Here is a 22772-nt window from a genome sequence, read left to right on the forward strand (position 1 = left end):
TCACGATGAAGGCAGCGACATACAAAAAGGGCGTGAAGCCCAAGCGGGGTATGAGCCTCGCACGTCGCGCCGCAAAGCGTGACGCCAGCGAACCGGAGATCGTCACAGCGCTGGAGCAGTGCGGGTTCTCGGTTTTTCGCCTGAATGAGCCCTGCGATCTGCTCGTCGGCTTCCGTGGCAAAAACTATCTGGTCGAATGCAAGACCAACGGCACAGCCTACGGCAAAGACCTCAACAGCAATCAGCAAGCTTTCAACGACTTCTGGCGAGGCGGCAAGATGGTTCGCCTGGGCAGTGCACAGGAAGCGCAGGATTGGGCGATATCTATCGCCAGTAAGGCGGCGGCATGAACGCTCCTTCCGCACGCGGGCTGTTCCGCGCTACTGGCAAGAAGAGCAAGCCTGTTCCAGTCAAGCTTCTCGATGGCACATATTCAAAGATCGATGCGCTGGAGCGTGAGGAGAACGAATTCTATCCGACGCCCATCGAACCCATTCGTGCTGTTATCCACGCCGAGCTGGATCGCCTGAAGGAATTCCCGGTCATCTGGGGGCCGGCCTGTGGCACCGGTGTCATCGGCAACGAACTACGCGCTCATGGAATCGGCACCTATGACAGCGACCTGATCGACAGAGGCTGCGGCGCAGAGATCAAGGATTTCTACGATTTCAAGGAAGCCCCAGCGCCTGCCATTCTTGAGAACCCGCCATTCGCGGAATGTGGATGGGGCAATGGCAAAGCTCGCTGGCTGTATCATGCACTGGAGACGCTTGGCGTCGAATACATGGCCCTGCTCATGAATTGGGGCTTCCCCGGAGCCGGAGGCCTTGCACATTTCTGGGCCAAGTACCCACCGGCTCGCGTCTACCTGATGCGCTGGAAGATCGACTTCACGGGGCAGGGCGCGCCACCGATGCTCAACGGCTGGTTCATTTGGGACAAGAAACACCAAGGCGAAACGATCCTGCGAATGCTTGATCGCAAAGACGCACGGCAAGGGGAGCTTTCAATATGACCGGACCCGAGAAAGAAGCACTGAGCGTTCTGCAGCCCGTACTCGGTGACGAACTTGCTAATGCGATTGTCGAGTTCCGCCGACACACCAAGAAGGCGCCGCTTACAGGCTACGCCGCCAAGCTTCTGATGAAGGAATACCAGATCACCGGTAACCCGGTAGCGGCTGCCGAAATGCAGATTTCGATGAACTGGCAGGGCTTCAAAGCCAACTGGTATTTCAACGAGCTTGCCAAGACCGGCCAGCGCCACCCGCACCAGCCGCCGCAGCGCCGCACAGGCGACATGGCAGATTTCACCAACGACTTGATGGAGGGGTTCTATGAACGCTCAAAGCTTCCGACCATCAACCATTGAGGCGCTGAAATCTCTTTGGGTGGCATTGCCTGTCAGAGCCTCAAACGATGGTGCCGACGGCGATCCTCGTGAGCGCCAGATGGCAATCCTGTCACTGTACAGCGACGTGCTTTCGGAATTCAGCGAGACGGCTATATGGAACACGGTCAACAACCTGCGCGGCGGCAAGATTGAAGAAGCCAGCAAGAGCTTTTGCCCGAAGGCCCCAGAGCTTGCCGTTCTCGTGCGCAGCGAGCAGGCAAGGCTTGATGCGGTCAACCGGCCGAAGTCGATACCGTATCAGCCACCACCACGCGATTACCTCGTGCATGTGGTCAAGCAGAGGCAGAAAGCCAATGAATTAGCCGCTCAGGGCTATCGATGCATCGCTACCGGCGTCGATCACCCCATGTCCCTGAATATGACGAAGAAGAAAGAACGCGGTGTCGGCTCTATCTGGTTCGCGTCACTCCAAGAAGTATGGGAGCCGCCGCATGTGTGATTGCCCGCTTTCCGAAACAGAACTGCGCGTCGTGCGCTGGCTATCAGATGGCAAGGACTGCCAGGACATTGCCATCATTCTTGAGCGGAGCAAGATGACAGTCACCCGGCATATCGCTTCGGCTTACGACAAGACCGGAACTCACAACATGCAAGGCCTCGTTGCCTTTGTTCTTCGTAAGGGGTGGCTGGAATGACGTGCCCGCTTACCGAAAACGAGCTTGAGTGCGTGCGGCTGCTGGCCATCGGCAAGACCTACGATGAGCAGGCCATCATCCTAGACCTTAGCCGGGTTGCCGTCATGTCCCGCCTTGATGACGCCCGCCGGAAGGCCAACGTCCACAAAAGCACCGCGCTCGTCGCCAAGGCACTACGGGAAGGATGGATCCAATGACCCACCCCATCCAATGGAACGGCTCAAGCACCAGCTTTGGACCGGCATTCGAAGACAGCCGCATGTCGAGGAGGTTGGTGTGATAGCTGCCCTCTACGTACAGAAAAACGGTTCCTACTATGGTCTGCCCGGGATTGACCCTTGGGATGAAGAACGAGACGCGCGGCGATATGCCGGCCCGTGGCCTGTAGTCGCGCATCCACCCTGCCAGCGCTGGGGGAAAATGTGGTTCGGCCAGCCCCTGACTGTGAAGAAAACAGGCGAGCGCAAGAAGCTTGGCGATGACGGCGGATGCTTTGAGGCTGCTCTTTGCGCAGCGCGAACATATGGCGGCGTCATCGAGCATCCATGGGGTTCTCTCGCATGGCCCCACTTCGGGCTCAACACTCCCGATCGCGCCGGCGGCTGGATCATGGCCGACTATCAAGGCGGGTGGACGTGCTGCGTAGAGCAGGGCCGCTATGGCCACTATGCCCGCAAGCCGACGCTTCTCGTCGTGTACGGCGTCAGTGCAGAAGACCTGCCGTCGCTCGAATGGGGCTATGCCGAGCCAACCTTTGACCCGGCCGTAGTCGAGCGCATTGGCCTGCAGCGCGCCAAGCGGCTGGGCGAGGTTGGTGCCCGCGGTGGCGGAACAGACAGCTCCCCGCGCATCGGCACGCCAGAGCCTTTCCGAGACCTTTTGATATCGATCGCATGCAGCGTGCGCAAAGCCGACGCATTGGAGGCAGCAGAATGACCAACAAATACGATTCCGGCGCACAGATGACGCCCCGCGGCTGGATTGCCTGGTATCGCGATCCGATCTGGCCAGAGAACCGGGTTCTACGCGACGGCAAGTACGACATCATTTTCCCAAGCAAAGAGGAAGCCAAGGACGCCGGCCACGACGCGCTCATGAACCATCTGAACGGAAACATGACCGCAGACACTAACGTCGCTCCACGGCCAACCTCGAAGGAAATGAAATTCGCAGCGGCGGAGAAGAAGCTTTTTATCGGCAGTGGCAAGTCGGTGATTGTCGAGAAGGCACGACGCAAGGGCAAAGAGATCAGCGTGGAAAGGAGGGAAATGGCATGAACCGCATCGTCATAAATATGGATCCGCAAGGCCTGTTCACGGTCTACAGCGACGAGCCGGTCGAGTTCTTCGTGGTTTGCGACCACACGCCGAATGATCGCGTCTACCAGATGGAAGTCGAGACAGGCGTGGAGAAGGTGCAGCAGCAACTTGGCACCGATCCGGTAGGCCATAAGCACGACAGCCACGAGCTTGGCAGTGGGCATGGGCCGCGCAAGCCGCCTTCGAGGCGGAAGCTGGAGGTGGTGAAATGAACCAGATGGTGACAATCTCTTACGAAGAGACATTGAAGGCAAAAGCTCGCGCCATCCGTCTGCGCCTTATGGGAAAGCCGAAGGTGGTCAATGTCGCCAAGGCAGTGATCAAGGAAGCAGAGGCCCGAAAACACGCGATCCGCAGGCGGCCAAGAGCCTACGCTGATGCTCATGTCCGTGCATGGGAGGCTTATCACTCTCGTCCTGCAAATCGGATGACGATTGAGGAATACCAGAAGCAGGTTTGTGAACGCGAAGGCTTCGATTACGACCTGATCATGAGCCACAACAGGCAGGAACACGTCGTAGATCAGCGGGACTTTGTGATCTTCGAGGTGCGCGCGATGTTCCCGAACGTCTCAAAGTCGGAACTGGCGCACCGGTTTGGCAAGGATCATTCATGCATTCATCACTCCCTCAACAGGGAGGCAGAGCGCCGAGGGATCGATGAGAAAGACCTTACGTCAGTTGATCGCGCTTATCCGACGCTGAGAGAGGACATCGCCAATGGTCTTTCCCTTCGCGAGATTGCAAACAAATACGGGGTCGGTTCGGCAACGATAGGCAGAAAGGTTCGCCTGCTTGGGCTGTCTGACCAACTGGGAGGCAGAAAGACAAGGCTTCCACAGCATGTGATTGATGCAATCGAAGACGAGTATCTTTCCGGCAAGACCGGACGGGATATCTGCCGGCGCTATCATATCAGTCAAGGTCATATGCGGGATATGGTGAGGCGTTACGGCTGGTCAGAATTGCGAGAGAAGGCGAGGGCGCGATGAAGCACCACGCCCACAGATGCGACATCTACAAGATTGCCCGTCAGTGTGGCGTGAAGCTCTTTGACGGGCATCTGCATAGCCCAACCAGCCGGAAGCCTTTCGAGTGCTACTGCAAGCCCACTGTGAGGGAAATAGGCACGGTGCACGGCGAGGAACACCTCAAGCTCGTCTTCATGCTCATGACCGGCACCAGGAACAATGCGGCCGAGCTTTATAGCGACATGATAAAAGCAGTTTCATCGGTCATAATTAGGAACCCTGAACTGCAAAAGCGTTCAACATTGGTGAACGACTTCGATAGAATAGACCTCGGCAGCCTGCGTCGGAAGGCGAGGGCAATGAACTGCGGAATACCGACCACCCATGTGTTGCGCGTTCTGATCGGGATCAAGTTTTACCAGCCCGTGCAGGGCGACCTTCTGGATATGATTGGAGAGGCGGCATGAAGTATCAGGCATGGACATGGAAGGCAGTAGAGGGTCGTGTGCTGGAGATGGCTGACACGCTCCGCAAGGTGCCGGGCTACTATGGCCCCAAAGAGTTCGGCAGCCCCGCCATAGACGCCGTACCGTCGAAGGAGGAGGCCTATGGCTACAACACAGCCCGATTTAAGGAAAGCGCGTCAGCAGGCGAACTGGGCCGAATGGAGCAGGTATGGGCATGGGTAAACAGCTACCTTTCGGAGCCGGAAAGGAAGTTGATTTATGCCTGGTCGTGGGTGAAAGTCAGAAAAGGCATGAAAATCGCGGCCTTCGCAGCAGAAAATGACATGTCGGACCGAATGTTGAGACGCGAGATTGTCAAGCTTTGTTCGATAATTGCGAACAATCTCAACCAGATTACCCTCGTTCGGTTGAACAGTGAGGATTGCTCCTTGTCCGAAAATGAGGGAGAAAGCGATCAATCCGATGTAACGTCGAACAACTGCGGCACGATCAGGCAGAACGGTATCGCATTTGGAATGACCGCGGATGCAAGGCCGATGCTGGACTTGAGCAGTCCGGAGTTGGCCGCTCTCAATCAGAGGCTGATGGAGGGCAACCAACGGCGCGAGCGGGAAGCCCGAAGACGCGCCAAGCTGGAAGCAGCGTAATTCGCCCGATGGGCAACGGAATGCGAGGCGGCGCTGAAAGCAGAAGCGCACAACGCGGGTGTGGTATCTTGGGCGAATCCGCCGGTCAGTGCGCGTGAGAGGCCCCAAGCCTTGTCTAGCCACGGTAGCGTGTGGCCCTCGCAGCAAATCAGGAAGGCGGTGCGACCCGCCGATCTGCGAAGGAAGGGCTGCTCGATTGGGCAAAATGATCCTTGTCCTTCCTGACCATTCCAGTTGACCGGCTTCGGCTTGGTCCTCAAGACCCGCAAGGGCAGCCAAGCACCGGGAGCGCTATACCCGGATAGACGTGGAAGTCGTCTCGAAGCCCTGCCAATCAAACGGCGGGGCTTTCTTGTTTCACCTTCAACCGAAAGGAACAGGTATGCGCATCCTTCGAAGTCTTATTGTGTGCGGCTTGGCGTTGATCGCTTGCGCCGCTTTCGCCATTGCCCCCGTCTCCCCTCCAGTCGTCGCGCCGCTTGTGGCTGTTCTCGCCATCGGGCTGCTCAGCACGGCTATCTTTATCGCATCGGCTTCATCTCTCCGGTTCAGGAAGGTTCTGCGCTCGGACGAAATTCAGCGACATTTCCGCCTGTTCCGACTTCTTTGGGAGCGAGGGACGCCGGGAGTTCCGGGTGGTGGATATTCAGCCAAGCTTGCTATCGGCCTGCGACCACGCTTCTTCGAGCGAGAACGGGAATCCGGAAAGGCCTTTTTGTTCACTATCCTCGGCCTTCGCATCCACTACAGCCGAAGTTACGGCGGCATCTTCACCTGACTGCCCGCAATAAACCGGATTATCCGGTCTTTTCACGAGCCCCGCCCGTAACAAGGTGGGGCTTTCGCGTTTCAACCCATCGCCACCCGAAGAGGAAGACGGCAATGTCGAAAGATGAAGCAGCAATCGAATCCGAGATCCAGGCAAAGGGGCTTACCGCGCCACGCTTGACGCCTGAACACATTGATGCCCAGATCGTTTCTGAAGCGTTCCATGTCTTCCCCGGCACGACACTGACGGTTTGCGCCCTCACTCTACGCAATGGCTTTCAGGTGACAGGCGAAAGCGCCGCAACATCGGTGTCCAATTTCAACGAAGAGCTTGGCCGCAAGATTGCCCGCGACAATGCTCGGAACAAAATCTGGATGCTCGAGGGGTATTTGCTCCGCGATTTTCTACATCAGATGACGCCAGAGCGCATCAAGCGGCGCTCCCAGCTTTACCGCGATGCATGTCACATGAACGGTGTCACGCATCTGCCGGACGATACTGTTGTGCAGTTAGTTCTGGACGATGCCCGCCGATATCCTGTCTGATCGCCGCCTAACCCCATTCACCCGCCCACATGGAGAGAGCGATGCAGTCTCAGTTCGACCGCAAGGTAAACCAGCTCCGCGAGATGGAAAACGGATTCTGCAATCCGATGAAGAACAAGGTGGCTCAGGAACTGCGCGAGGATCTCCGCGAAGACCTGGAGCGCCGTGGCTTCAATAAGCAGGACATCGCAGAGATGGAGAGCGAGTGGTGACCCCATGACCACCACCGAGCAAGAGCGTCAATCGCCCAAGCAAGTGTCGCAAAGCGGGTTTTCTGGGTCAGAAACCATGTAGGACTTAACGGGAGTGCCACAGCTTAAGCACACGGTGTCACATCGGTTGCGTTCGGCCCTTCGCATGTCCTCAAGGTGCCCAGCGTCCCGGTACTCAATCGCGTCACGGCGACGTTTCATTTCGGCTGCTATCTCGTCTTCGGTAAACCCGCTCATCCCATCCCCCAAGGTTACCCATGCCAGATTTAAAGAATGCACGGAGCGCAGCCGTAGGGCAAGCGTTGGCTTTTGCCGTGACTTTGATGGTCCTCTCATCCTGCCAATCCTCCGATGACCGCGCATGGGATGATTACAGCCGCGGTATCAACCACGTCCTCAACAAGTAGCTTTCCAACTCCCACAAGGAGATCAGAACATGCCAGCTAACCCCATCTCTCGCTCTTCGACCGAATGGATCGGACCGGCGGCAAGTTCCTTCGACATCACCCCGCATGCGACCAACACCTTTACTCCGACACGCAAGATCATCTGCGCTGGCGCCGGAACGCTCGCTTGCCGGTTCGCAAATGATAGCGCCGACCGGTCGCTGACCCTTCTCGCAGGCGTCGAATACAACATCTCAATCATCGCCGTCCGGGTAACCGGCACCACGGCAACCGGCATCGTCGGAATGTACTGACGACTTCCCCAGCAACAGCAAAGACAAAGGAAGATCACCATGCCCGCATTTCACTCACTCTATGGCCGGAACTTCGGCATCGAACCGTCCAGCGGCGCTCTCGTCTCCGATCAGGGCACCAAGACCGCAACAGCCACTGGCACCGGCGGCACTGGCACTGCCACGCTGCACAAGACGTCTGGCAAGGTCACGACCGGCGCGCTGACCACCGCAGCCGCAGCCACTCACGTCCTGACGCTGACCAACAGCAAGATTGCGGCCGGCGATACCGTTCTCGTCACCGTCGGCAAGGGCTCGGCTACCGCTGGCACGCCGACCGTCGCAGATGTCACCCCCGGTAACGGCTCTGTCACCATCGCAATCCAGAACATCCACGCCAGTGCGGCAGTCAATGGCACGCTGGTGATCGGGTTCCTCGTCCTCAAGCCCTAAGGGAGGCGACAGTGAAGAAGGCACACAAGGCGCTGGTAGACAGCGCAACCAAGCTCCGCAAGTCGATCCGTGACAAGACGCTGGACGCTGCGGAGCATCAGGCTGCAGCAAATGCCGCTCTGGAAGAGGTCACGGCGCTCCAGTCTGATCTCAGCCAGGTTGAGGCGGAAGCGGCGGCGGATGGCCTTTCGGTGGCCGATCTGCACGACGCGGTCAAACTCTGAACATCAAAGGCTTGGAGGCAACAAGCTATGGCTCCCCCTAAAGGCAACAAGAACGCGCTCGGCAACAATGGCGGGCGTCCCAGCAAGTACGATGAGAGATATTGCGAAACCGTCGTTGAGTTGGGGAAACAGGGCAAGAGCCTGACGCAAATTGCCGTCGAATTAGAAGTCGATAAGGCCACGCTCAACAATTGGGCGGACAAGCACATAGAGTTTTTCACTGCCCTTACGCGTGCGAAGCAGTGCGAACAGGCATGGTGGGAAGATATGGGCCAGAAAGGCCTCACCGCCGACAAGTTCAATTCCGCCGTCTGGTCAAAGTCAATGTCAGCGCGATTCCGCGACGACTACACAGAGCGCCGCGAACTGGCTGGGGTTCCTGACCGTCCCATCGAGACTAAGGAGGTCAGCTCTCGCCGTGATCTGGCGAGGTCTATCGCATTCGCACTGGCGCAAGGATTGCAGGAGCATCCAGAGGAATGAGCGTAGCCGGCACTCTTGATGACATCCTTCGGAGGTTCGACGCGCTTCCGCAGGCGCAGCAAGAGAAAATCCTAGCCGACACTCATACGGCTGTCGACGGCAAGCGCAAGCTTCCAAATCCGGGACCGCAGACAGACGCATATTTTTCGCTGGCCGATGAGATGTTCTATGGCGGTGGCGCCGGCGGCGGAAAGAGCTTCCTTGTCTGCTTGCTGGCTATCAATGAACATAAATATTCGCTGATCCTTCGCCGCATCTCGAAGAACCTCAAGGGCATCAAGCGCGAGATACAGGGTATCCTTGGGACGTCTGAGGGCTTCAACAGCCAGGACGGTATCTGGCGCCATGCAAATGGAGTGATCGACCTTGGTCACTGCGAGCATGAGGGCGACAAGGAAAACTATCAGGGCGTTCCGCATGACCTGAAGGCCTTCGATGAAATAACGCAGTTCACAGAGAGTCAGTACACCTACATCATCGGATGGAACCGCTCGGCTGATCCGAACCAGCGATGCAGGGTGATCGCTACCGGCAACCCGCCTACGACATCAGAAGGCCAATGGGTCATCAAGCGGTGGGCACCATGGCTCGATCCCAATCATCCGAACAAGGCGAAACCCGGTGAACTGCGCTGGTACACGACGATTGACGGAGAGGACGTAGAGGTCACTCCTGACTACCGAGGACCGAAAGGCGAGAAGCCGCGGTCCAGAACGTTCATCCCGGCGCTGCTTGAGGACAATCCAGACCTTGCAGACACGGGATATGCATCGGTCATTGAAGCCATGCCAGAGCCGCTGCGCACCATGATGCGCGAAGGACGGTTTGATGTGGCTGCTTCTGATGCTGAGTTTCAGGTCATCCCGACGCAGTGGATCATTCAGGCGCAGGCCAGATGGACGCCGACACCGCCTGTCAAGACCGGTATGACCGTCCTGAGCCATGACGTGGCGCTCGGCGGTGGTGATGCTAACACATACGCCCGCAGGCACGGCCACTGGTACGATGAGATCGTGTCCGACAAGACCAAGGGCAAGATTGATCCAATCGATCTGGCGGCCCGCACAGTGTCACTGATGCGTGATGGCTGCGAGATTGTGATCGATATGGGCGGCGGCTACGGCTCAGGCGTCTACTCACACCTGAAGCACAATGTCGCTGGTATAAGGCTTCACGGTCATAACGGATCAGACAAGAGCGGCAAACGCACCCGAGATGGGAAGCTGAAGTTCGCCAACAAGCGCTCTGAGGTGCATTGGCGGTTCAGAGAGGCGTTGGAGCCAAACCTTGGCGAGCCGGTTGCATTGCCGCCTGATCCTGAATTGCTGGCGGATCTTGCCGCGCCGACGTGGAAGCTCACACCGAGTGGCATCCTGATAGAGCCAAAACTGGACATCAAGAAGCGGCTCGGCCGATCCCCAGACAAAGGGGATGCGGTGGTTAACGCATGGGCATACGGCGAGAGCGCTGTTGAAGTGCGTATACGGACGCATATGGCCAATGGTCGTGGCGGCCCCAAGGTCAACCTCGGCCACGCCAATCTCAAACGAAGGAGATAGCCCATGGGCGGTCTGTTCAAATCCAAGGCTCCCGAGCCGACGCCGGTCACGCCGCTGCCTGACACGGAAGACCCGGCCATCAAGGAAGCGCAGCGCCGGAATGCTGCTGCCACGCAGGCTCGCTCCGGCCGTGCATCCACAGTGCTGACAAGCCGCCAGAACCGCACGTCGGCAGGACAGCCGGGGACCGGTGCTTACGGCAATTCTCTTCTCGGGCAGGCGAATTGATTGATGGAAGATTCCCGCGCGAAGGAACTCTGCCGCATCGGCTCCACGCTCTTCACCAAGAAGGGGCCGTGGGACAGTCTGTGTCAGGAAATCGCTGACAATTACTACCCGCTGCGCAGCGACTTCACGCGCGAGTTGGCGCTTGGCGATGACTTCTCCTCCGGTCTGATGGAAAGCTTCCCTGTCCAGTCCCGTGAAACCCTCGGCAATGCTCCATATGCGATGCTGCGCCAAGGCGACTGGTTCGAGGTCAAGACCGGACGTGAAGAGATTGACGAAGACCCGGCTGCTGCCCGCTGGATGGAATATGCCACCAAGCGCTATCGTCGGCTGGTCTATGATCGTCGGGCAAATTTCGTGGCCGCCACCAACGAGGTTGACCACGATTGGGTCGCGTTCGGCAATGGCGTCATCTCTGTCGAGGAATCGCCCACCCGAGATCACATGCTGTTCAGGGCTTGGCATCCGCGTGACTGCGCATGGATGCTGAACGAGGTCGGCAAGGTCGATCACCTGCAGCGCAAGATGAAGAAGACGGCGCGCAACCTCAAGAAGACGTATGGCGACAAATGCCACACCGATATCATCGAGGTGTGCAAGACCGACCCGTCGAAAGAGTTCAACGTCCGCCATATCGTGATGCCGGTTGACGACATCTATGGTGACGATAAGGCCATGCGGAAGAAGTACCGCAAGACGCCGTTCATCTCGATCTATGTCGACTTGGATCATGAGCAGATCCTTGGCGAGGCTGGCCTGCCGGTGTTCAGCTATGTGGTGCCACGGTGGCGCACACTGGCCAACATCGCACAGGGCTTCTCGCCGGCAACGATCAACTCGCTGCCTGATGGCCGCATGATACAGGCTATGGCGCGCATCATCCTTGAACAGGGTGAGAAGGCCGTTGACCCGCCAACAGTGGCGAAGGGCGACATCTTCCGTGATGCCGTGAATCTCTATGCTGGCGGGATGACCTATGTCGATCTGGAAGCAGATGACGACATTCGCAAGTTGTTCCAGACCATCGAGACCGGCAACATCTCGATCGGCATGGAAATGAAGAAGGACGTTCGCGAGATGATCGCGGAAGCCTTCCTGCTAAACAAGCTGTTCCTGCCAGACACACGGGAGATGACAGCCTACGAGACGCAGCAGCGCATCGCTGAGTTCCGCCGTGCAGCCCTTCCGTTCTTTGGCCCGATCGAAAGCGAGTATCACCTGCCGCTGCTCGATACCGGCTTCCAGTTGGCCTTGCACAACCGTCATTTCGACGTAGGCGAGATACCCGACATTCTGGACGGAGAAGACACGACATTCTCGTTCGAAAGCCCGCTCAACACGGCGGAGGGACGGCAGCTTGTCGCGTCGTTCCAGGAGAGCGTTCAAATCCTCGCTGGCGCGGCTCAGTTCGACAAGAACATCCCTGCGACCATGGACTTCCAGAAGATGACCAAGGACGCGGTGAAGGGCACAGGCGCGCCCGCCGACTGGTTCAACGACGAAGAGAAGCAGCAGAGCGAGGAAGAGCAGCAGAACGCCGTGGACGGCCTCACACAGGCCGCTGCGGCGCTTCGTGAGGGGGCTGGGGTGGCAACAGACGTCGCCGGGGCCTCCATGGCGCTCCAGCAGGCAGGCATAGCTTAACCAACGACATAGGAGGCAACTATGGCGCAATACCGAAAAAAGCCCGTTGTAATCGAAGCATGGTGCAACACTGAAGACGAGCCTAACCGCAGCAAAACGCCACAATGGCTTATCGACGCGGCGAACGATGGAACGGTCTGGTGGGCAGGTGGCCACCATGGTTACTTCACGATCAAGACCCTTGAGGGCGAAATGCGCGCCGACTATGGGGACTGGATCATCAAAGGAATCAAGGGCGAGCTATACCCGTGCAAGCCCGATATCTTCGCGGCGACGTATGAGGCCGTCGAATGAGCGGCTACACCAAAGTGAAGGTTGATGAGCGGCATGAAAAGCTCATGCTCGCGATAGGCGACACCATCCAGAAGTTCACACAGCAGACCCCGATGACGCATGAAAGCATCGTCGGGGTTTTGGCATTCTGCACCGGTGCTGCAATCGGGCAGGGCAAGACCAGAGGCGAGCGGTTCAACCTTCGCAAGATGGCTGATGCCAATGTTGACTTTGGCACACAGGCGATCACCGGGCAGTCGGCGTCCAGTCGGATCATTCTGCCGGAGCATGTGGCATGACCGCCAAGCCAGCAGCCTACGACAAGGAAGTGATCTACGCCTTCCGCGCGCTGTTCGATGGCAAGGCAAGCGATGGGCAGCAGAAGCGGGCCATGGAATGGCTCCTTTTCAACGCCTGCCACATCGGCCAGTTGAGCTTCATGTCCAACGAGCGAGATAGCGCCTTCAGTGAGGGCGAGCGCCACATCGGATTGCAGATCGCCCGCATGCGAGAGCCTGAGGCTTTGGCGCTGATCGAAGGCAAATCCAAGGCAGAGCGCGCAGCAGCAAAACCAGAGGCAGGCCGCAAGGCCACTGAATGAGGCAACCATGACAGAGGCAAACGCAGATATCAAAGAGGTCGTGAATGACACGGCGACGGCGGATACATCGACTGCCGATACTGGCGCCGCTGACAAAGGCGCTGGCGGCGACAAGACGACTGAAACGACCGATACCACCAGCACGGTAGACACGACGACCGCCAAGGCCGAGACGACCGATACCGGCGGCGACGACAAGGGCGCTGCTCTTCCTGACAATTGGCGCGAGCTAGCCGCTGGCACCAATGAAGACCAGCTGAAGCTCCTCAAGCGCTACGGCTCCCTGACCGGCGTCGTCAAAGCCCTGCAGGAAGCCCAGAACACCATCCGCTCCGGCAAGATCAAGCGTGACATGCCTGATCCCAAGGATGACAAGGCGATGGCCGAATGGCGGAAAGAGCAAGGCATCCCTGACGATCCCACTGGTTACACGCTTCCCGAGCCGATCACCAAGCGCCTGGTTGACGCTGACAAGCCAGTGTTGTCCAGCTTTACCGAGTTCGCCCATGCCAAGAATGCCCCGCCGGCGTTCGTGGAGATGGCAGCGGAATGGTATGTCGACATGTCCGAAAGGGCCGCCGAGGCGCAGGCTCAGGCAGACACCAAGGCCGGTGAAGAAGCGGAGGATGCACTGCGCGATGCGTGGTCGCGAGACGAGTACAAGGGTAACCTGACACTCGCAAAACGCTTCATGGCATCGGCCGGTGACATCGGTGACGCATGGACGGAAGCACGCCTTCCAGATGGCCGCCGCCTTGGAGATATCCCCGGCTTCGTGCAGTGGGCATCCGATCAGGGCCGCAACGCCTTTGGTGACGTGGTCTTCTCATCGACCGACGAAGCAGCGCGCCATGACAGCCGCCGCGCCGAGATCGAGAAGATCATGAAAACCGACATCGACAAGTATTACGCCGAGGGCATGGATAAGGAATATTCCGCCATCCTTGAACGAGATGCCAAGCGCAAGAAGTAAGCGCAGGCTTTATACCCCGCCGACATGATGGCCACCCCGGTAACGGCCCCTGACTGAAGGCACCAACCCCAGACATCGCCAAGCGTGAAAGCCCCGGATGACAGCGGCCACCCCGGTAACGGCCCCGCATGTCCACCGGCCACCCTCGATTGCTCCGGCCCAAATCCCCTCCCTCAAATCTTGAAAGGAGAGCCACATGTCGATTGAAGCGGCAGTGACTCAGTACCGTAAAGAGTTTGTGGCGGCTTTTGAGCAGCGGACGAGCCAGCTCAAAGCGTCCACGACCAAGGAAAGCGTGATCAACGGCAATACGGCGACCTTCCTCGTCTCCGGCTCCGGCGGTGATACCGCTGTGACCCGCGGCACGAACGGTCAGATTCCGTACGGCAACCCGACCAACTCGCAGCCCGTTGCGACCCTGGTTGAAAAGCACGCTCCCTATGAGCTGACCAACTTCAACATCTTCGCCTCTCAGGGTGATCAGAAGAAGGTCATGCAGATGGCATCGATGGCGGTTATCAACCGCGACATCGACCTGACCATCCTGTCCGAGCTTGCCAACGCGACCAACGACTTCCCGGCGACGGCGCAGACAGCAACGCTCAACATGGTGACCGGCGCTCAGGCCATCCTCGGCAACAACGATGTTGACGTGGAAGACGAGAACAACATGTTCGCCGTCATCTCCCCGGCGTTCCGTGGCTATCTCCTCCAGACGACGGAATTTGCTTCCGGCGACTTCGTGGAGTCCAAGCCGCTGAACGGTCCCGCACGAAAGTTCTTCCGCTGGGCCGGCATCAACTGGATCGTTTCGAGCCGCATCACCGGCCTCGGGACGGCAGCCGAAATCTGCTACATGTACCACCGTAACGCGATCGGCTACGCCGTGAACGTTGGCGAAGAGAAAATCGCCATCGGCTACGACGAAAAGCAGGACACGTCCTGGTCGCGCGCCACGGTCTACCATGGGGCAAAACTCCTCCAGAACAACGGCGTCGTGAAGATGACTCACGATGGCTCCGCGTTCGTTGCCACGTAAGGAGACCTGAAACATGGCTTACGTTCCTGACAACCTCTCCCTGTCCGACACCCAGATCAGCGGCTACCAGCCGCGCCGCTGGCGTTACACGACAGCCGCAGACTCCGACGCCACGATTGTTGGCGCCGGTTATTTCTCCGATGGCGTGACCAAGGGCATGAAGGTCGGTGACCTTGTCGATGTCGTTGCCACCACCGGCCCGAAATACAAGCTGTATCAGGTCGCATCCGTGAGCGGCGCTGCTGCCACGGTGACGGCTCCGACGGCAATCACCTGATGTCATTCATCGCGACTTCGGCCGCGATGTTGCCTCCATCGTGACCGGATGCGGGCGGCGGTTCTCCTCCCTTCCGCCGCCCGTTCTCGGTCTCGTTGGTCTCCATTACACCCATGAACTGAGGCAATCATGAAAACCCTTCACCCATCCAAAATGCGCAATACGGCCGAGTATGTGCGGTCGCAGCATCATGTGATCGTTGACCCGGATCACACGCTCGAAGACGTCCTGAAGCCCGGCTATTGGGCCCATCACGCCGAGCGCATCCGCGTGTTCGATCTCATCGACGTCATTCACAACGATTTCGACGTCACTCTCCGCGTGACCGGCAAGGGCATCGGCTATGTAGAAACCCGCATCCTGCGCGCATGGGTGTCCGAAGACGCTGACGCCAATCTTTCGGATGAACAGCTTGCCGACGCCGACGCGACCATTCCCGACGGTTATGTGGTGGATCATCACTCCAAGACCGGCTGGCGCGCCCGGATCAAGGATGGCGGTGTCGAGATCAGCCGCAATCACAAGTCCAAGGTCGAGGCCATCCAGTCGGCCATCAACCATGCGGCACGCGCTCAAGGTGTTGCGGCGTAAGGAAAGCTGACAATGGCAGACCGTCTCTCAATCTACCGCGGTGCGCTGCGCCTGCTGGGGCCGTCCAATCTCGCGTCTCTAACCGAGGACATCCCCGACAAGCGTGCGCTTGACGCAGCGTGGCAGGACAGCGTGACTTCCATGCTCGAAAGGGGCATGTGGAATTTCGCTATCCGGACGGTCGAGCTTTCTGTCGATGAGAATGTGGAGCCGTTGTTCGGCTTCAAGCATGCGTTCTCCAAGCCGTCTGATTGGGTGCGCACTGTCTCGATCTCCGAATACGCCGACTTTCACGAAGGTCTGCGCCGGTTTGAAGACGAGACGCAATACTGGCATTGCGACCCCGAAAAGCTCTACGTCCGGTATGTCTCGAATGATGAGGCGTACGGCAGGAACATCGGGGCGTGGCGCCAGCATTTCGCGGATGCCCTGTCGGCTTATCTCGCGTTCCAGTGTGGGCTTCCAATTTCAGCCGACAAGGGCAACCGCAATGATCTTTACCAGCTCTTCAAGGAACTGCTGGCCGACGCCAAGACGAAGGATGCGGTGGATGAACGGGTGAGGGACAAGCCACCCGGCAGACTGACCCGCTCGCGCAACGCTGGAAATCATCGAGACCGTTACCGTGGCTGAAACCAACACCTATCTGCACGCCTTCAATGTCGGTGTGCACGACAAGACTGCGTTGACGCGCGTCGATCTCGAACGCATGCGCCTGGCTGCAGAAGATCAGACGAACATCCTTTGCCGTGCGACCGGTCCCGGCTTCATGCGCCCCGGCACGCAATACCTGACGCCGTCCGCTGGTTCGGCCGAGTGCCGGCTGAAGGAGTTCATCTTCGGCGCCACGGATGCGGCTCTGTTCGAGTTCACCAATCAGGCATTGCGCATCATCGTTGATGACGTCGTTGTCACCCGTCAGGCCGTGTCCAGCACGGTCATCAATGGCGATTTCTCGTCGTCCACCGGTTGGGATACGACGAGCATCGGCGGCGGTGTGACCACGATCACCGGCGGCAAGCTCAATCTTAATGCTGTTTGCATCGAGGGCGTTTCGCAGTGCCAGCGGAGCGTCACAACCGCATCACCCGGCGTTGAGCATGCGCTGCGCATCGTTGTTGAGCGTGGCCCGGTCGTCTTCCGCTGTGGTTCCACCAGTGGCGGCGATGAGTATATTTCCGAGACATCGTTGCCCACCGGCGTTCATTCCTTGGCCTTCATGCCCACAGGAACGTATTACGTCAAGTTCTCGTCCAAGGGCAGGATGACGCGGGTTGTCGACAGCATTGAGGTTGAAGCCGCCGGTCAGATGGTTTTGCCAACGCCGTGGGTGCTGGCTGACCTTTCCGCTATCCGGATCGACCAGTCCGCTGACGTTTGCTTCGCCACCTGCAAGGGGTATCAGCAACGGCGTATCGAACGCCGAGGCCAGCGTTCATGGTCCGTTTGCCTGTACGTGGCCGATGATGGCCCGTTCCTCTCCAACCCCGACCCACAGGTGCGCATCAGGAACAGCGTTCTTGAGAACAACGGCACACTGACATCGAGCGCTGCGTACTTCACCCAGTGGCACGTAGGCGCTCTTTTCCGCTTGGCTCACACCGGCCAAGAGGTCGAGCAGAGCCTTGCGCAGGAAGACGTCTACACAGACGCTATCCGTGTCACTGGCGTAGGTACAGACCGAGAATTCATCGTCACGCGTCTCGGCACGTGGACCGGCACTCTCTCGCTCCAGAGGTCCATCAATGGCCCTGATAGCGGTTTTGTCGAGGTTGGCACCTATACGACCAACGGCGGCACGGTCCAGAACGATACGCAGGACAACGTGATCTACTGGTATCGCGTGGGCTTCCGCCCTGGCCAGTATACCTCAGGCCAAGCCGTTATCTCGATCGACTATTCTGGCGGCGGTGGTTTTGGTATTTGCCGCGTCACCAGCCTGAACTCGGCTACCGAAGTCAACATGGAGGTTCTGACGCCATTCAAAGGCAAGAATTGGACACGCGACTGGCGAGCAGGTGAGTGGTCTGACTATTCGGGCTGGCCATCTGCGGTAGCTCTCTCTGATGGCCGCTTGTGGTTTGCAGGCGCCGACCGAATTTGGGGATCAGTGTCTGATGCTTTCGCCAGCTTCGATGAAGAGGTTGACGGAGACAGTGGTCCTATCTCGCGCTCCATTGCGACTGGCGGCGTCAACGACACGAAATGGATGATGTCCCTCCAGCGCCTCCTTGCGGGCACTGAGGGCACGGTTTCCATGGTCAAATCCACATCGTTGGATGAACCTATCACGCCGACCAACTTTGGCATCAGGGATTCATCCACGACAGGCGTTGCGGCAGTCGACCCGGTCAAGGTAGATACCCGCGGCATCTTCGTTGAACGGGCTGGGAACGCCCTCATGGAATTGACGTTCGATGGGGCCACGGCCAATTACGTGGCAAGCCAGATCAGCAAGCTGACCACGGACCTGTTTGGCTCAGGCGTTCGCTCCGTCTCGGTTCAGCGCAGGCCAGATACGCGCATGTGGATTGTCCTCAATGATGGCTCCTGCGTGTGCATGGTCTATGAGGCGGATCAGGAAGTTCTCGCCTTCATTCCCGTCGTGACCGATGGCGCATTCGAGAGTGTGGCTGTTCTCCCCGACGTCATCCAGGACCGAGTGTATTTCTCGGTCAAGCGCAATATCGGGGGCGTGGATGTTCGGTACATCGAGAAGATGGCGCAGGATTCCGAAGTCCGACCGCTGACGCTGTGCAAGGTCATGGACAGCTTCAAAACAGGGGTGAACTCGCCAGCATCGACCACGATCAACGTCGGCACTCATCTGGCCGGCAAGAGCGTTGTCGTGTGGGCCGATGGGCAGCCACTGGTGACGGATCGCGGCGTTCCGGCGTCGTTCGTCGTCAACGGGAGTGGGAACATCACAGTGCCGTCTCCGGTGTCCAACTGGGTGGCCGGTCTGCCGTACCGGGCGCGCTACAAATCTTCTCGCCTGGCCTATGGCACGGGCGCGGGGACAGCGATGCTCCGGAAGAAGAGCGTTGATCAGGTCGGCATGCTCCTTACGGACTTCGTGCGCCAAGGGATCAAGATCGGCGCTGCATTCGACAACCCGAACCGGCCGCTCGACCAAATGCCGCAGATGACAGACAATCAACTGCAGCCTGACATCGTGTCGAGCGATATTCGGGACGAAGACGCTTTCACATTCGCTGGAGAGTGGAACGTCGACAGCCGGGTGTGCATCGAGATCAACAGCCCGTTTACAGCAACGCTTCTCGGGCTTGTCCTTACGATCACGACGAACTGACATGGCGCTGGAAATCGTTCAGGTCGATCCATCCTCTGTGCAGGCCATAGAGGGCATCACGATCGATATCCCGGCAGTCGCCTATATCGGGATCGATGATGGCGAGATTGTCGGCTCGTACGGCCTCGCATGGGGCGGCGGGCGGTGCTGGATGTGGCTTCGCCTGCCTCACGGCAAACCACAGTACGCCATAACGGTCATGCGCCGCACCAAGGCGCTGTTGGCCAAGGCATGGCAACTCGGGGAGACTGAGGTCTTCAGCCCCCGTGATGTCGAATACAGCACGTCCAAAAAGCTCCTGACGGTTTTGGGTTTCCGATTATTCGCCATTGAAGATGGCATTGAGGTGTGGCGGCATGTCCGGACTTGAAACAATCTTCGGCATCCTTGGGGCTGCTGGCACGGCAGCGAGCGCGGCCGGAACACTTGCTGCTGGAGCGGCTGAGAAGCGCAATCAGGATTTCATCGCCAAACAAGAGGAGATGAAGGCCAACGAAGAGCTAGCGGCATCAACCCGAGAAGCGCAGCAGAAGCGGGAGGAAGCGGCGTATGCGCTTTCCCGCCAACAGGCTCTTGCTGCGTCTTCTGGCGGCGGTGCAGGGGCAGATGCTCCAACCATCGTCAAGCTCATGGCCGATACAGCAGGGCAGGGCGAATTGAACGCCGGAACTGCCATTTATGGCGGGCAGCAGAGGGCTGCAGGTCTCATGGATAGCGCCAAGGGGCGTAGGGCATCCGGCCGCGCATCCTTCCTCGGCAGCCAGTTAAGCGCGTTTGGTCAAGGTGCAAGTGGGTTTGCCAAGCTTAAAGGATTTGGTTGATTGGCCAAGCTTCCATCAAAATACGACCTGAGCCAGCAGCCGTCTGGCCGCTCTGGGCGCACAATCGCGGAATACAACACGTCCGGGCTTGGCCGTGGCCTTCAGAGCCTGGGCAACTCCCTGTCTGTCATGGCCGACGATATCAAGCGCCAGCAGAACACGGTTGACGTTGCGCGCGCGGAAGCAGCCAAGGCAAAAGGCTTCATCGACACCGAGAACGAGTTTTCTCAGGACGGCGACTATTCGACCTTTGGCAAGCGTGCTCCTGCTCGCACTGGCGGCGTGGTCGACAATGCTGCTAACCTCATCCGTGATCCCGAAATGCGCGAGCGCTGGAAGATTGGCGCCCAGACGGATGCGGCCCGTGTGAACGACGCCATTGGCGACAAAGCCCGAACTCTGGGCAAGCAGGCCGAAACGGTTGCCTTTGATGATGCGCTCGAAACCAACCGCCGCATCTACGTGGACCCCAACAGTTCCGAAGAGGCCAAGGCCAAGGCTCGCGCTGACATCGATGGCGCTATTGCTACCGGTGAGAAGAGTGGCCTTTTGACACCTGACCAAGGTGCCGCGCGCCGTGACAAGTTCGTCAAAGGCGCGGATTTTAGCCGTGCAAAGCTGGAAGCTGACCGGAACCCGGATCAGTTTCGCCCCGGTAATGTTGTCGACCGCATCATTGGCGTTGAGAGCGGCGGCAATGCCACCGCCAAGAACCCGAACTCTTCGGCAACTGGCGCAGGGCAGTTCATCGATTCTACATGGCTGGCTACGGCTAAATCTCATAGGCCCGACCTCTTCAACGGCAGGACAACGGCGGAGGTCTTGGCGCTGCGCAATGACAAGGCACTGTCGCGCGAGATGACCGCACACTTGGCCAATGACAACGCGCAGTTTTTGCGAAATCAGGGTGTGCAGCCGACAGACGGCGATATCTACCTCGCACATTTTCTTGGGCCGCGTGGCGCTTCGCAAGTCATCAAGGCAGACCCCGGCATGTCTGTGGCCAGCATCGTGGGTCAGGACGTGGTGAACGCTAATCCCTTCCTCAAGGGTATGGCCGCAAGCGACGTGCGAGCATGGGCCAACCGGAAAATGGGATCGGAAGCCCCAGCCTATTTCAAGAACCTGTCGCCGGAAGAGCAGCAAGTCGTCTACAATCAGGCTGAGACGCGCCGCAGGGAGATCGCGGTCGAGCAGCGGGGCAATATCGAAACCGTTGTACAGAACGCTCCTCTGGCCCTCCAGAACACGGGGACGTATGACGGCAGTGTTCCAACACGCGACCAGTTCATGGCTGCCTATGGGCCTCAGGATGGCAGCGAGCGCTATGACAAGTTTCAGACCGCCATGGATGTTGGGCAGCAGGCCTTCAACTTCCGCACCATGTCTGCAGATGACATCCAGTCGATGGTCAACGAGGCAAAGCCGACGTCCAGCGGGAATGACGCTGCGCTTCAAGACGCCCGGTATGATGCACTCTCCAAGGCAGCAACAGCGACACTGACGGCGCGCAAGTCTGATCCGGCGACCTACACGCAGCAGGCTTTCCCGGCCGTCGCCCAAGCGTGGACCACGGCGTCGGAGACTGGCAACTATCAGGCCGCCATGAACGCGACCGCAGCAGCACAGCAGCAGCTTGGCATCCGCGACATGAGGCTCTTGCCCAAGGCCATCGCTGACCAGGCGGTGACATCGTTCAAGAACCCCGATGCGACGGACGACCAGAGGCTTGGTGCCGTCAGTTCCCTGATCTTCTCGACAGCGGATCAGGGCCAACGTCAGGCGGTGTTCAATCAGTTGGTTGACGCTGGTCTACCAGCAATGACCGAGGGTGCAATTGAGGCGGCTGCGCGTGGCGACAGCGGCGCGGCGAACCGGCTCTTGCAAGCGGCTTTGACCGATACCGGCAAGCTACCGAAGCCAAACGGAGTAACCCCGGAGAACATTGATGGCGCGCTCTATTCATCCGTTTGGGCACCTGGAGCCGTTGGTGATGCCTCCTATGGTGTGGCCTATGGCGATGCCGCCAGCCTTGAGAGGGCACAGCGCGGCGGCGAACTGATGAAGAAGGCCGTCCAACTCCGTATCTCGCAGGGGCAGGATTTGGAAACGGCAGTCTCTGGCGCGTCCAAGGATCTGTTCGGTGACGTGAAGGTCTATGACGGTACCTGGGGCGTAAATGCCAATCTGCCGGTACCAAGCGATACCGACGATGATGCGCTCTACAATGGGCTCAATTCGGCCAAGACCTCGTTCAAGGCCGCCTTGGAGCTTCAGCGTCAGCGCATCCTTGATGGATCAAAGGCGGCGGTTCCTGATGGCGGTAAGGCAATCCTCGACACCACCACGCTGAACAGTGTGGACGATATCCTTGAAACGGGCGTCTTCGTTTCGACGGGCAACGGGATTGGTCTACGCGACCCGTACACCGGAGTGTTCATTCCGGGTGCGGATGGTGTGACACCGCTGTCTATCCCACTCCAGACGATCCTCGATATGAGCAAATCGGCACCTGCGCGCAGTGCCCCTGACTTCGCGCCGACCCCACAGAACACGCCAAAGTCTCAGCAGGACATTGATGCGGAGACGTATGGAACACTCGCACCGTTGCTGAATAGTCTGGAGAATGGACAATAA

Annotated in this window: 34 protein-coding genes; all 34 read left to right on the forward strand. The window is 58.6% G+C overall.

Annotated features, from left to right (window positions below; all coding sequences use genetic code 11):
• The first annotated feature begins 5 nt into the window (after positions 1–5).
• A complete protein-coding gene (locus JZX88_RS06025; RefSeq protein WP_246753440.1) occupies positions 6–350 on the forward strand; it encodes a hypothetical protein in 345 nt (114 codons plus the stop codon).
• Positions 347–1015 carry a hypothetical protein gene (locus tag JZX88_RS06030; protein ID WP_206912930.1) on the forward strand — a complete coding sequence of 223 codons (669 nt, stop codon included), beginning with the start codon at positions 347–349 and terminating at the stop codon, positions 1013–1015. The genes JZX88_RS06025 and JZX88_RS06030 overlap by 4 nt, the downstream gene beginning before the upstream one ends.
• Complete coding sequence (locus JZX88_RS06035; protein WP_206912932.1) at positions 1012–1371, forward strand: hypothetical protein; 360 nt, start codon at positions 1012–1014, stop codon at positions 1369–1371. Before JZX88_RS06030 ends, JZX88_RS06035 begins: the two co-directional genes overlap by 4 nt.
• Positions 1337–1852 (forward strand): hypothetical protein, encoded by a 516-nt coding sequence (locus JZX88_RS06040; protein WP_206912934.1) that lies wholly within the window; start codon positions 1337–1339, stop codon positions 1850–1852. Before JZX88_RS06035 ends, JZX88_RS06040 begins: the two co-directional genes overlap by 35 nt.
• Positions 1845–2048: a helix-turn-helix domain-containing protein gene (locus tag JZX88_RS06045; protein ID WP_065115684.1), complete on the forward strand. Its 204-nt coding sequence runs from the start codon at positions 1845–1847 to the stop codon at positions 2046–2048. Before JZX88_RS06040 ends, JZX88_RS06045 begins: the two co-directional genes overlap by 8 nt.
• Entirely contained in the window at positions 2045–2245 is a 201-nt protein-coding gene (locus JZX88_RS06050) for a LuxR C-terminal-related transcriptional regulator (RefSeq protein WP_206912936.1), read from the forward strand. The genes JZX88_RS06045 and JZX88_RS06050 overlap by 4 nt, the downstream gene beginning before the upstream one ends.
• Before the next feature lie 13 nt (positions 2246–2258).
• Entirely contained in the window at positions 2259–2984 is a 726-nt protein-coding gene (locus JZX88_RS06055; RefSeq protein WP_246753441.1) for a hypothetical protein, read from the forward strand.
• Positions 2981–3325: a hypothetical protein gene (locus JZX88_RS06060; protein WP_206912938.1), complete on the forward strand. Its 345-nt coding sequence runs from the start codon at positions 2981–2983 to the stop codon at positions 3323–3325. Before JZX88_RS06055 ends, JZX88_RS06060 begins: the two co-directional genes overlap by 4 nt.
• On the forward strand, positions 3322–3579 hold the full coding sequence (locus JZX88_RS06065) for a hypothetical protein (protein WP_206912940.1): 258 nt from the start codon (positions 3322–3324) through the stop codon (positions 3577–3579). Before JZX88_RS06060 ends, JZX88_RS06065 begins: the two co-directional genes overlap by 4 nt.
• A complete protein-coding gene (locus JZX88_RS06070) occupies positions 3576–4358 on the forward strand; it encodes a helix-turn-helix domain-containing protein (protein WP_206912942.1) in 783 nt (260 codons plus the stop codon). Before JZX88_RS06065 ends, JZX88_RS06070 begins: the two co-directional genes overlap by 4 nt.
• On the forward strand, positions 4355–4804 hold the full coding sequence (locus JZX88_RS06075; RefSeq protein WP_112494088.1) for a hypothetical protein: 450 nt from the start codon (positions 4355–4357) through the stop codon (positions 4802–4804). Before JZX88_RS06070 ends, JZX88_RS06075 begins: the two co-directional genes overlap by 4 nt.
• Positions 4801–5451 (forward strand): hypothetical protein, encoded by a 651-nt coding sequence (locus tag JZX88_RS06080; RefSeq protein ID WP_206912944.1) that lies wholly within the window; start codon positions 4801–4803, stop codon positions 5449–5451. The genes JZX88_RS06075 and JZX88_RS06080 overlap by 4 nt, the downstream gene beginning before the upstream one ends.
• A 382-nt stretch (positions 5452–5833) precedes the next feature.
• Positions 5834–6229: a hypothetical protein gene (locus JZX88_RS06085; RefSeq protein WP_206912947.1), complete on the forward strand. Its 396-nt coding sequence runs from the start codon at positions 5834–5836 to the stop codon at positions 6227–6229.
• Between the two features lie 104 nt (positions 6230–6333).
• A complete protein-coding gene (locus JZX88_RS06090; protein WP_206912949.1) occupies positions 6334–6765 on the forward strand; it encodes a Gp49 family protein in 432 nt (143 codons plus the stop codon).
• Positions 6766–6806: 41 nt separating this feature from the next.
• Positions 6807–6977 carry a hypothetical protein gene (locus JZX88_RS06095; protein WP_206912951.1) on the forward strand — a complete coding sequence of 57 codons (171 nt, stop codon included), beginning with the start codon at positions 6807–6809 and terminating at the stop codon, positions 6975–6977.
• A gap of 436 nt (positions 6978–7413) precedes the next feature.
• Complete coding sequence (locus JZX88_RS06100; protein WP_206912952.1) at positions 7414–7677, forward strand: hypothetical protein; 264 nt, start codon at positions 7414–7416, stop codon at positions 7675–7677.
• A 39-nt stretch (positions 7678–7716) separates the two neighbouring features.
• Positions 7717–8109, forward strand: a complete 393-nt coding sequence (locus JZX88_RS06105; RefSeq protein ID WP_206912953.1) for a hypothetical protein — start codon at positions 7717–7719, stop codon at positions 8107–8109.
• A gap of 11 nt (positions 8110–8120) precedes the next feature.
• Complete coding sequence (locus tag JZX88_RS06110; RefSeq protein WP_206912954.1) at positions 8121–8333, forward strand: hypothetical protein; 213 nt, start codon at positions 8121–8123, stop codon at positions 8331–8333.
• Positions 8334–8360: 27 nt separating this feature from the next.
• Positions 8361–8816: a hypothetical protein gene (locus tag JZX88_RS06115; RefSeq protein WP_206912955.1), complete on the forward strand. Its 456-nt coding sequence runs from the start codon at positions 8361–8363 to the stop codon at positions 8814–8816.
• Positions 8813–10375: a terminase family protein gene (locus JZX88_RS06120; protein WP_206912956.1), complete on the forward strand. Its 1563-nt coding sequence runs from the start codon at positions 8813–8815 to the stop codon at positions 10373–10375. The genes JZX88_RS06115 and JZX88_RS06120 overlap by 4 nt, the downstream gene beginning before the upstream one ends.
• Positions 10376–10378: 3 nt before the next feature.
• Positions 10379–10603, forward strand: coding sequence for a hypothetical protein (locus JZX88_RS06125; RefSeq protein ID WP_206912957.1), 225 nt, complete (start codon positions 10379–10381; stop codon positions 10601–10603).
• Between the two features lie 3 nt (positions 10604–10606).
• Positions 10607–12247, forward strand: a complete 1641-nt coding sequence (locus tag JZX88_RS06130) for a portal protein (protein ID WP_246753452.1) — start codon at positions 10607–10609, stop codon at positions 12245–12247.
• 21 nt (positions 12248–12268) lie between these two features.
• A complete protein-coding gene (locus JZX88_RS06135; protein WP_206912959.1) occupies positions 12269–12541 on the forward strand; it encodes a hypothetical protein in 273 nt (90 codons plus the stop codon).
• The gene (locus JZX88_RS06140) at positions 12538–12819 is read left to right on the forward strand and encodes a hypothetical protein (protein ID WP_206912960.1); all 282 of its coding nucleotides are present in this window, start codon (positions 12538–12540) and stop codon (positions 12817–12819) included. Before JZX88_RS06135 ends, JZX88_RS06140 begins: the two co-directional genes overlap by 4 nt.
• On the forward strand, positions 12816–13121 hold the full coding sequence (locus JZX88_RS06145) for a hypothetical protein (RefSeq protein ID WP_206912961.1): 306 nt from the start codon (positions 12816–12818) through the stop codon (positions 13119–13121). The genes JZX88_RS06140 and JZX88_RS06145 overlap by 4 nt, the downstream gene beginning before the upstream one ends.
• Before the next feature lie 7 nt (positions 13122–13128).
• Positions 13129–14094, forward strand: a complete 966-nt coding sequence (locus JZX88_RS06150) for a hypothetical protein (RefSeq protein WP_206912962.1) — start codon at positions 13129–13131, stop codon at positions 14092–14094.
• Positions 14095–14290: 196 nt separating this feature from the next.
• On the forward strand, positions 14291–15133 hold the full coding sequence (locus tag JZX88_RS06155) for a phage capsid protein (RefSeq protein WP_206912963.1): 843 nt from the start codon (positions 14291–14293) through the stop codon (positions 15131–15133).
• 13 nt (positions 15134–15146) lie between these two features.
• Positions 15147–15410, forward strand: a complete 264-nt coding sequence (locus JZX88_RS06160) for a hypothetical protein (RefSeq protein WP_206912964.1) — start codon at positions 15147–15149, stop codon at positions 15408–15410.
• A 129-nt stretch (positions 15411–15539) separates the two neighbouring features.
• The gene (locus JZX88_RS06165; protein ID WP_206912966.1) at positions 15540–16001 is read left to right on the forward strand and encodes a hypothetical protein; all 462 of its coding nucleotides are present in this window, start codon (positions 15540–15542) and stop codon (positions 15999–16001) included.
• A gap of 12 nt (positions 16002–16013) precedes the next feature.
• Positions 16014–16634, forward strand: a complete 621-nt coding sequence (locus JZX88_RS06170) for a hypothetical protein (RefSeq protein WP_206912967.1) — start codon at positions 16014–16016, stop codon at positions 16632–16634.
• Positions 16627–19314 (forward strand): hypothetical protein, encoded by a 2688-nt coding sequence (locus JZX88_RS06175; protein WP_206912968.1) that lies wholly within the window; start codon positions 16627–16629, stop codon positions 19312–19314. Before JZX88_RS06170 ends, JZX88_RS06175 begins: the two co-directional genes overlap by 8 nt.
• 1 nt (position 19315) lies before the next feature.
• Positions 19316–19684, forward strand: coding sequence for a hypothetical protein (locus JZX88_RS06180; RefSeq protein ID WP_206912969.1), 369 nt, complete (start codon positions 19316–19318; stop codon positions 19682–19684).
• Positions 19671–20135 carry a hypothetical protein gene (locus JZX88_RS06185; RefSeq protein ID WP_206912970.1) on the forward strand — a complete coding sequence of 155 codons (465 nt, stop codon included), beginning with the start codon at positions 19671–19673 and terminating at the stop codon, positions 20133–20135. The genes JZX88_RS06180 and JZX88_RS06185 overlap by 14 nt, the downstream gene beginning before the upstream one ends.
• Positions 20136–22772 carry a hypothetical protein gene (locus JZX88_RS06190; RefSeq protein ID WP_206912971.1) on the forward strand — a complete coding sequence of 879 codons (2637 nt, stop codon included), beginning with the start codon at positions 20136–20138 and terminating at the stop codon, positions 22770–22772.

Source organism: Agrobacterium sp. OT33 (assembly GCF_017313365.1).
GTDB lineage: Bacteria > Pseudomonadota > Alphaproteobacteria > Rhizobiales > Rhizobiaceae > Agrobacterium > Agrobacterium rhizogenes_A.

What these genes read in the sequence shown, in the direction of transcription:
- JZX88_RS06025 (WP_246753440.1), top strand. Translation starts at nt 6, where the DNA reads ATGAAGGCAGCGACATACAAAAAGGGCGTGAAGCCCAAGCGGGGTATG.
- JZX88_RS06030 (WP_206912930.1), top strand. Translation starts at nt 347, where the DNA reads ATGAACGCTCCTTCCGCACGCGGGCTGTTCCGCGCTACTGGCAAGAAG.
- JZX88_RS06035 (WP_206912932.1), top strand. Translation starts at nt 1,012, where the DNA reads ATGACCGGACCCGAGAAAGAAGCACTGAGCGTTCTGCAGCCCGTACTC.
- JZX88_RS06040 (WP_206912934.1), top strand. Translation starts at nt 1,337, where the DNA reads ATGAACGCTCAAAGCTTCCGACCATCAACCATTGAGGCGCTGAAATCT.
- JZX88_RS06045 (WP_065115684.1), top strand. Translation starts at nt 1,845, where the DNA reads ATGTGTGATTGCCCGCTTTCCGAAACAGAACTGCGCGTCGTGCGCTGG.
- JZX88_RS06050 (WP_206912936.1), top strand. Translation starts at nt 2,045, where the DNA reads ATGACGTGCCCGCTTACCGAAAACGAGCTTGAGTGCGTGCGGCTGCTG.
- JZX88_RS06055 (WP_246753441.1), top strand. Translation starts at nt 2,259, where the DNA reads ATGGAACGGCTCAAGCACCAGCTTTGGACCGGCATTCGAAGACAGCCG.
- JZX88_RS06060 (WP_206912938.1), top strand. Translation starts at nt 2,981, where the DNA reads ATGACCAACAAATACGATTCCGGCGCACAGATGACGCCCCGCGGCTGG.
- JZX88_RS06065 (WP_206912940.1), top strand. Translation starts at nt 3,322, where the DNA reads ATGAACCGCATCGTCATAAATATGGATCCGCAAGGCCTGTTCACGGTC.
- JZX88_RS06070 (WP_206912942.1), top strand. Translation starts at nt 3,576, where the DNA reads ATGAACCAGATGGTGACAATCTCTTACGAAGAGACATTGAAGGCAAAA.
- JZX88_RS06075 (WP_112494088.1), top strand. Translation starts at nt 4,355, where the DNA reads ATGAAGCACCACGCCCACAGATGCGACATCTACAAGATTGCCCGTCAG.
- JZX88_RS06080 (WP_206912944.1), top strand. Translation starts at nt 4,801, where the DNA reads ATGAAGTATCAGGCATGGACATGGAAGGCAGTAGAGGGTCGTGTGCTG.
- JZX88_RS06085 (WP_206912947.1), top strand. Translation starts at nt 5,834, where the DNA reads ATGCGCATCCTTCGAAGTCTTATTGTGTGCGGCTTGGCGTTGATCGCT.
- JZX88_RS06090 (WP_206912949.1), top strand. Translation starts at nt 6,334, where the DNA reads ATGTCGAAAGATGAAGCAGCAATCGAATCCGAGATCCAGGCAAAGGGG.
- JZX88_RS06095 (WP_206912951.1), top strand. Translation starts at nt 6,807, where the DNA reads ATGCAGTCTCAGTTCGACCGCAAGGTAAACCAGCTCCGCGAGATGGAA.
- JZX88_RS06100 (WP_206912952.1), top strand. Translation starts at nt 7,414, where the DNA reads ATGCCAGCTAACCCCATCTCTCGCTCTTCGACCGAATGGATCGGACCG.
- JZX88_RS06105 (WP_206912953.1), top strand. Translation starts at nt 7,717, where the DNA reads ATGCCCGCATTTCACTCACTCTATGGCCGGAACTTCGGCATCGAACCG.
- JZX88_RS06115 (WP_206912955.1), top strand. Translation starts at nt 8,361, where the DNA reads ATGGCTCCCCCTAAAGGCAACAAGAACGCGCTCGGCAACAATGGCGGG.
- JZX88_RS06120 (WP_206912956.1), top strand. Translation starts at nt 8,813, where the DNA reads ATGAGCGTAGCCGGCACTCTTGATGACATCCTTCGGAGGTTCGACGCG.
- JZX88_RS06125 (WP_206912957.1), top strand. Translation starts at nt 10,379, where the DNA reads ATGGGCGGTCTGTTCAAATCCAAGGCTCCCGAGCCGACGCCGGTCACG.
- JZX88_RS06130 (WP_246753452.1), top strand. Translation starts at nt 10,607, where the DNA reads ATGGAAGATTCCCGCGCGAAGGAACTCTGCCGCATCGGCTCCACGCTC.
- JZX88_RS06135 (WP_206912959.1), top strand. Translation starts at nt 12,269, where the DNA reads ATGGCGCAATACCGAAAAAAGCCCGTTGTAATCGAAGCATGGTGCAAC.
- JZX88_RS06140 (WP_206912960.1), top strand. Translation starts at nt 12,538, where the DNA reads ATGAGCGGCTACACCAAAGTGAAGGTTGATGAGCGGCATGAAAAGCTC.
- JZX88_RS06145 (WP_206912961.1), top strand. Translation starts at nt 12,816, where the DNA reads ATGACCGCCAAGCCAGCAGCCTACGACAAGGAAGTGATCTACGCCTTC.
- JZX88_RS06150 (WP_206912962.1), top strand. Translation starts at nt 13,129, where the DNA reads ATGACAGAGGCAAACGCAGATATCAAAGAGGTCGTGAATGACACGGCG.
- JZX88_RS06155 (WP_206912963.1), top strand. Translation starts at nt 14,291, where the DNA reads ATGTCGATTGAAGCGGCAGTGACTCAGTACCGTAAAGAGTTTGTGGCG.
- JZX88_RS06160 (WP_206912964.1), top strand. Translation starts at nt 15,147, where the DNA reads ATGGCTTACGTTCCTGACAACCTCTCCCTGTCCGACACCCAGATCAGC.
- JZX88_RS06165 (WP_206912966.1), top strand. Translation starts at nt 15,540, where the DNA reads ATGAAAACCCTTCACCCATCCAAAATGCGCAATACGGCCGAGTATGTG.
- JZX88_RS06170 (WP_206912967.1), top strand. Translation starts at nt 16,014, where the DNA reads ATGGCAGACCGTCTCTCAATCTACCGCGGTGCGCTGCGCCTGCTGGGG.
- JZX88_RS06180 (WP_206912969.1), top strand. Translation starts at nt 19,316, where the DNA reads ATGGCGCTGGAAATCGTTCAGGTCGATCCATCCTCTGTGCAGGCCATA.
- JZX88_RS06185 (WP_206912970.1), top strand. Translation starts at nt 19,671, where the DNA reads ATGTCCGGACTTGAAACAATCTTCGGCATCCTTGGGGCTGCTGGCACG.